The sequence below is a fragment of the Methylobacterium sp. J-092 genome, from assembly GCF_022829325.1.
Lineage (GTDB): Bacteria > Pseudomonadota > Alphaproteobacteria > Rhizobiales > Beijerinckiaceae > Methylobacterium.
On the sequence record NZ_JAKSXU010000016.1, the window covers coordinates 1 to 5,167 of the forward strand.

Consider the following 5,167-nt stretch of genomic DNA (forward strand, 5'->3'; position numbering starts at 1 on the left):
TCCGCTCTCCTTTTTTCGCCGGGACAGACGCGCTGTCCAGGCTGGCCCGGCTCCAGTCGCCATGGCCGGCTTCGTAAAGTCGCCCCAGCAGCACCTGATGCAGGCGGGTCCAGACGCCCGCCGCCTGCCAGTCCCGCAGGCGGCGACAGCACGACAAACCCGCCCCCCACCCCCCCCCAGCCGCCACCACCTCCCCGACCCACCCCGCGCGCCGCCCCAACAGCATGCCTGTCAGGGCCGCCCGGTTCTTGATAGGCCGTCGACCGCCTTTCGGACGGGGTCGGGGAGGCGGAAGCAGCGGGGCGATCTCGTCCCAGAGATCGTCGGGAAGAAGTGCACGGGCCATGAAACACCAACGCACATCAACGCTCAGGGTGCCGTTCTGTTAGGCGCTCTAAGCGGGAGCGCGACTACACTCCGCTTCCGCGGCCACCTGCAAAATGCCCTTGAGCGAACGGTAAGGCACTGTTAGCTTTCTGAAAGCTGTCTGATTTCTATTAGCTTTCTACCTGGTTTTCGATAGGCTTCGGAGGAGTTATCCCCTTCTGTTCGCGGCCTCATAGGCGTCAAGAGCTCTTTCTAGTAGCTCGCCAAGTACCAGGCGCTGCGCGTCGGCGAGGCGGGTGAAGCGTTGGGCGGTCTCTTCCGTCACCTTGAGGCTAAGCTGTTTGTTGCGGCCGGTGCGGTAGCGGCGTTGTTCAACCTTGGCTGGTGCCGGCTTCGCCTTTTCGCGTGGGGCGGACTCGCGGCTGGGAAAACCCTCTGCTTCTGAAACGGCTCGAATTGTCTCGACTGGCGGCTTTGGCTGCTGGGCTACTCGCGGCGTGGGCTTGAAATCGTCCAGGCCGCCTAGGTCGAGCTTTCCAAGCGGATCAGTACGTTCAGGCTTAGGCTGGCCGGGCATCACGCAACCTCCTTAGCCTGCCCGCGGCTATCGCGTAGGCGCTGTACAACCTCTGCAGCGAACTCGGCCGCGTTGTTAATTGCCACGGCCGTGTTAGCAACCCCCTTCCCTGCTAGGCCCTGTAGCGTGCCACCATAGGAGAACATGGCTCGGTAGGCCTCACGATCGCACAGGCGGGTTTTTAGGACAGGAATTGCGCGCTCGTCGAAGCTTTGCAAGATATGCTTGAGGGTGTGGGGCATGATTGCAGGATTCGTCCGTGTGATTAGCACTGCGTAGGGAATAGCCCTCCCCCCGCGCTTCTCCGTGCGACTGATGAGTCCAATTTGACGAGCAGCCTGCGAGGCATCGAACTGCGAGCCCTGCACGGGGATTACCACTAGATCGGACATCGAGATTGCATGGCTAACCATGAGGCTAGCTACGCCTTCTAGATCCACAATCACGAAAGCGGTGATGGTTGCCGCCTCCTCGATCTTGTCCATGATCGTCTCTTCCGTAGCCCCCCCTACGACGCGAAGGGTCGCAGGCAGGCCCGGCAGCTGCGCCCACTCTTGAACGAATCGATTGGGGTCGGCGTCGATGACGGTGACGGTCGCCCCCTGCTCCGCCAGCATACTGGCAAGGATGCAGGCAGCTGTGGTTTTGCCGGCGCCGCCCTTGGGCGATGAGAACGTGATGACAGGCATAGACACCTCGTTGAAAGCTGTTTGGCTCCGGAAAGCTGCCCGACAGCCTTAAGGCACCGGGAAGCTGTTTGAAAGCCGTTGGAAGTCGGGAAGCTGCCAACCTAACGGTAAGCACTGAGTTAAAATCATCACGCCCTTTCTGGAACCAAAAAGCTGTCGGATAGCTGTTAGGTTTCGGAAAGCTGTCAGGATACGATTATAATACTAACCGCCCCTATGCACCTGTTGATGGGTGTGGGTGTGGATTACCGACAGCTGCCTGGAAGCTGATTGGATTCCATATGGTGATAAATCATGGTCGTACGGCCATGTAGGTTGATTGGCGTTTATCCGTGTCGCGATCACCGGCGACGCATACCGCGTACGGCCGGGCAGGGCACATCGGAGCCCTGCTCTCGTCCTCAATCCCAGTTATCCTCCCGCCCCTCGCGAACCTGCCCCGTCCGCTCCGGCCGGTCGGGATCGTCCCAGCCCGTGAGATCGCCCGATACAGAACCGACGCCGTTGCACGCGGCGAGCATGTGCAAAACTGGCTGATGCCTAGCACCGGCGATCACCTGAGCTGCGCTCGACGCTAGTAGGACCATGGAGGAGCGCGAGGACGCGAGGAGCTACCGCTATCTCAGCCTAGCGATCCCGTTCGAGCCCTGACGTTGACTTAGCCGTGCGGGCCGGCCGACATGCCATGCCCGGTGATGGCGCGCCATGTAGCGAGTCGTAAGCCGGCATCAGGAGACACCGCCGCCGCAAGTCGAACCCTGAAAAGCCAACGGCCCCACCCCGGCAAGGGTGAGGCCGTCGAAATCGAAGTGGCTGTGAGGCCGGCTTTGCTGCCCCTCACAAGCCATGAAGCGCCCTCGGGCGTCAAGTCGGAACCCCGGTTCCGACAACGATGAGGCTTTGCCCTGTGGACCGGAGCGCCTTTCAGCGGCTCCGAACGACCTGTCGCGGCCCTACCAAGGGCCGAGAATTATGTTTGCCATCGAGTTGAGGCGCGCGATCGAGGCCGCGCCGCGAATCACTTTACCCGCCGTGGCGGCGCTGATGTGGAAGGCCTACGGGGCTGGTCAGGTGTCCGAAGCCGAGGCTGAAGCGTTGTCCGGGCTGATCGAGGCGCGGACGCTCGTCCCATCGCCGCCTACCAGGGGGCGCGTTCGCGCAGGGTCCCGCCCGCTCACAAACACCTCAATGAGCCGCCGGCGCCGCTGGGCGGCCTCTGGGCGACTTCCTCCCGGGCTTGCGTCGCGGTTCACCCTGGCCGAACAGGCGGTGCTGAGCCTCGTCGCGGCCGAGGCCGTGCGGCGGAAGGATTGTCGCCTCGCCGTCGGCCACCTCGCGGCAATCGTCGGTGTGGCTGAGACGACGGTGCGCAACGCGATCCGCGAGGCGCGCAAGCTTGGGCTGGTCACAGTCGAGGAACGGCGCGTGACCGGCTTCCGCAACGACACGAATGTGGTCCGCATCGTTTCAGGAGAGTGGACGGCCTGGCTGCGTCTGGCTCGGAAGAGTGTCACCTCTTCCATCCCAAGAGAGACTTGCCCCTCCGTGACAGAGGGGGGAGGGTGCAAATCCGCGAAGCGCACGTCTACTTGTAGTTCTTACCCTGTGAATTCCGACCCTCGGAACCAGAAAAAAGGGCTGCCGACAGGCGGCGGGCGATCCCGTCAACGGTGCCCTTCCACGAATCCGCGCTGTGGGTAGAGCCGGCCGAGCCATGGAGTAGCCGCACGCAGGCGTTCGATAGAACGGATAGGTCTTCGACCTGGCGGGATGCTATGCCGCCGGCCTCTTGACGTCTGCGCGCTAGCGGTGGTCGCGAGCGCCAACATGCAGCCCGGTACAGGGAGCATGCGACGACAGGCCGATGTGGGCCAGTTCCCTGCATCGCGCCCGTGACAGCTCGGGCCGGGTGGTCGCGTGAAGGTCGATGCCGCGGGGAACAGGAACCGCAGGCGTCGGCTTATGGCCCGTTCGAACCCTTGGAAAGGTGGTGGCCCTGCCGCGGGGCATCGGCAGGGCTACCGCAGCGGATAGGGAACATCTGCTGGCTGCGGGTGCAGCGGCGTCCATCGTAGATCAGGTGGATTACCGAGCGATGAGCGACGACACGGCACCCGTAACGCTGCCGCTGCTTCACCTTGCTCCAAACGCGCGACGCCGAATGACCCGTCCCACGAGCTCTACGGGCAAGCCTGAACGACGAGAATCATCTGGCCTGGGGCGGGATCGGTTTTGTTCCCGGGACGACGTTCACCGCTCGATCCCCCGATCGAGCCCGCGCCCGCAAGCGCGTTCCGGATCGGGACGGCCAAGATGCTGGGCGAGCCGTGCCACCAGGCGACGGACCACTGGGGCCGGCACTCGGCTCAGCCGGCGCCCATAGCCGTCGATCAGGCGCCAGGCCGGCACGATCCCATGTTCGAGCCCGAGCCACGTTGCCGCCTCGCGTAAAGCCCGTGCCGCGCGGACCGCCCGGCCGACGTCGATCCCCGCGACGACACGCTCAGGCAGCCCGACCACCCCGTCACGGACGAACGCAACCCGATCGACGGCGTAGTCGACCACGTTGGCCTTCTCGCGGTAGCTCCGCGCCTCGCGGAACAGCCGCTCCAGCACCATCGTGTCGGTCGCCGGCATCCGCGGATCCGCCTGACGTTGCCGGCACAAGGCGTCGAGCCGGTCGCGCTCGACCACCACCCAGGCCCCGTGCCGATGCCGGGTCAGGCCGACATACACTTCTCGCGCGTCGGTACCGGCCCCGACATACATCACCGCCGCGGAACAGGTCCGTCCCTGCGCTGCGTAGGTTGTTCCGGCGTAGGCGTGGACAACCCTTGGATGTTTCGGCTGACGACCGAACCGGGGAACCCGCCGAAGCGCATTCCAGGCCGTCTCGATCACCCTGCCGTCCTCCAGCACCAAGTTCAGACGCGCGTCGCCGTCCGGGCCGGCGACGAGCCCCTCGACTCGGGCGCGGGTACCGTTGCGCAGGCCGAGATGCGGCAGGCTTTCGCCGAACCGCAGGGTATCGCCGACGGCCAGCGCGAGCGGCACCACGCGGTCCTCGCGGTCGCGGGCGGGTGGGGTGATCAGGTCGGGTCCGAGCTGCGCTTCCGCTCGCAGGACCGCCCGCGCCCGGGCGTTCAGAGCCGCCGCATCGACGTTGCGCCGGGTGACGATAAGCACGTCGCCGCCGTGGATCGCACGCTGTTCGGTCCAGGTTGCGATCACCCGTTCCCGTGCCGCCTCGGCCCCTGCAACGAGTTCGACCTGGCGCTCGGCCACGTAGGCGCGCAGGCCCGCCTCGGCGTCGCCGCGCGCCATCAGTACCGAGGCCGCGCGCTGCCAGTCCACTACCTGACGCCGCACCTCGCCGAGCACCGCCGAACGTCCAATCACCTCGGCCACCACCCGCAACCCTCTGGCCCCCGCCACCGCGGCGGGTCGCCCGCGAGCGGGCTCGCGGCGTATTCGAGGCGCAGCCCGCGGCCGTCCGCGTGGCGCGGCTCCAGCGTCCGCGACCACCATTGCCCCTTGGCGAAGGCGCCCTGCGTGAACACCACCAGCGCGGGCC

At 65.5% G+C, this 5,167-nt stretch carries 4 protein-coding genes; all 4 read right to left on the bottom strand.

What is annotated here, in order from left to right; translation table 11 throughout:
• The coding region (locus MKK60_RS00190) for a transposase (protein ID WP_243983413.1) at positions 1-346 on the bottom strand (346 nt) is incomplete at its 3' end.
• 189 nt (positions 347-535) lie between these two features.
• Entirely contained in the window at positions 536-904 is a 369-nt protein-coding gene (locus MKK60_RS00195) for a stability/partitioning determinant (RefSeq protein WP_243983414.1), read from the bottom strand.
• A complete protein-coding gene (locus MKK60_RS00200) occupies positions 904-1,593 on the bottom strand; it encodes a ParA family protein (protein WP_243983415.1) in 690 nt (229 codons plus the stop codon). Before MKK60_RS00200 ends, MKK60_RS00195 begins: the two co-directional genes overlap by 1 nt.
• 2,250 nt (positions 1,594-3,843) lie before the next feature.
• Positions 3,844-5,001, bottom strand: a complete 1,158-nt coding sequence (locus MKK60_RS00210) for a hypothetical protein (RefSeq protein WP_243983416.1) — start codon at positions 4,999-5,001, stop codon at positions 3,844-3,846.
• Positions 5,002-5,167: the final 166 nt, after the last annotated feature.

What these genes read in the sequence shown, in the direction of transcription:
- MKK60_RS00195 (WP_243983414.1), bottom strand. Translation starts at nt 904, where the DNA reads ATGCCCGGCCAGCCTAAGCCTGAACGTACTGATCCGCTTGGAAAGCTC.
- MKK60_RS00200 (WP_243983415.1), bottom strand. Translation starts at nt 1,593, where the DNA reads ATGCCTGTCATCACGTTCTCATCGCCCAAGGGCGGCGCCGGCAAAACC.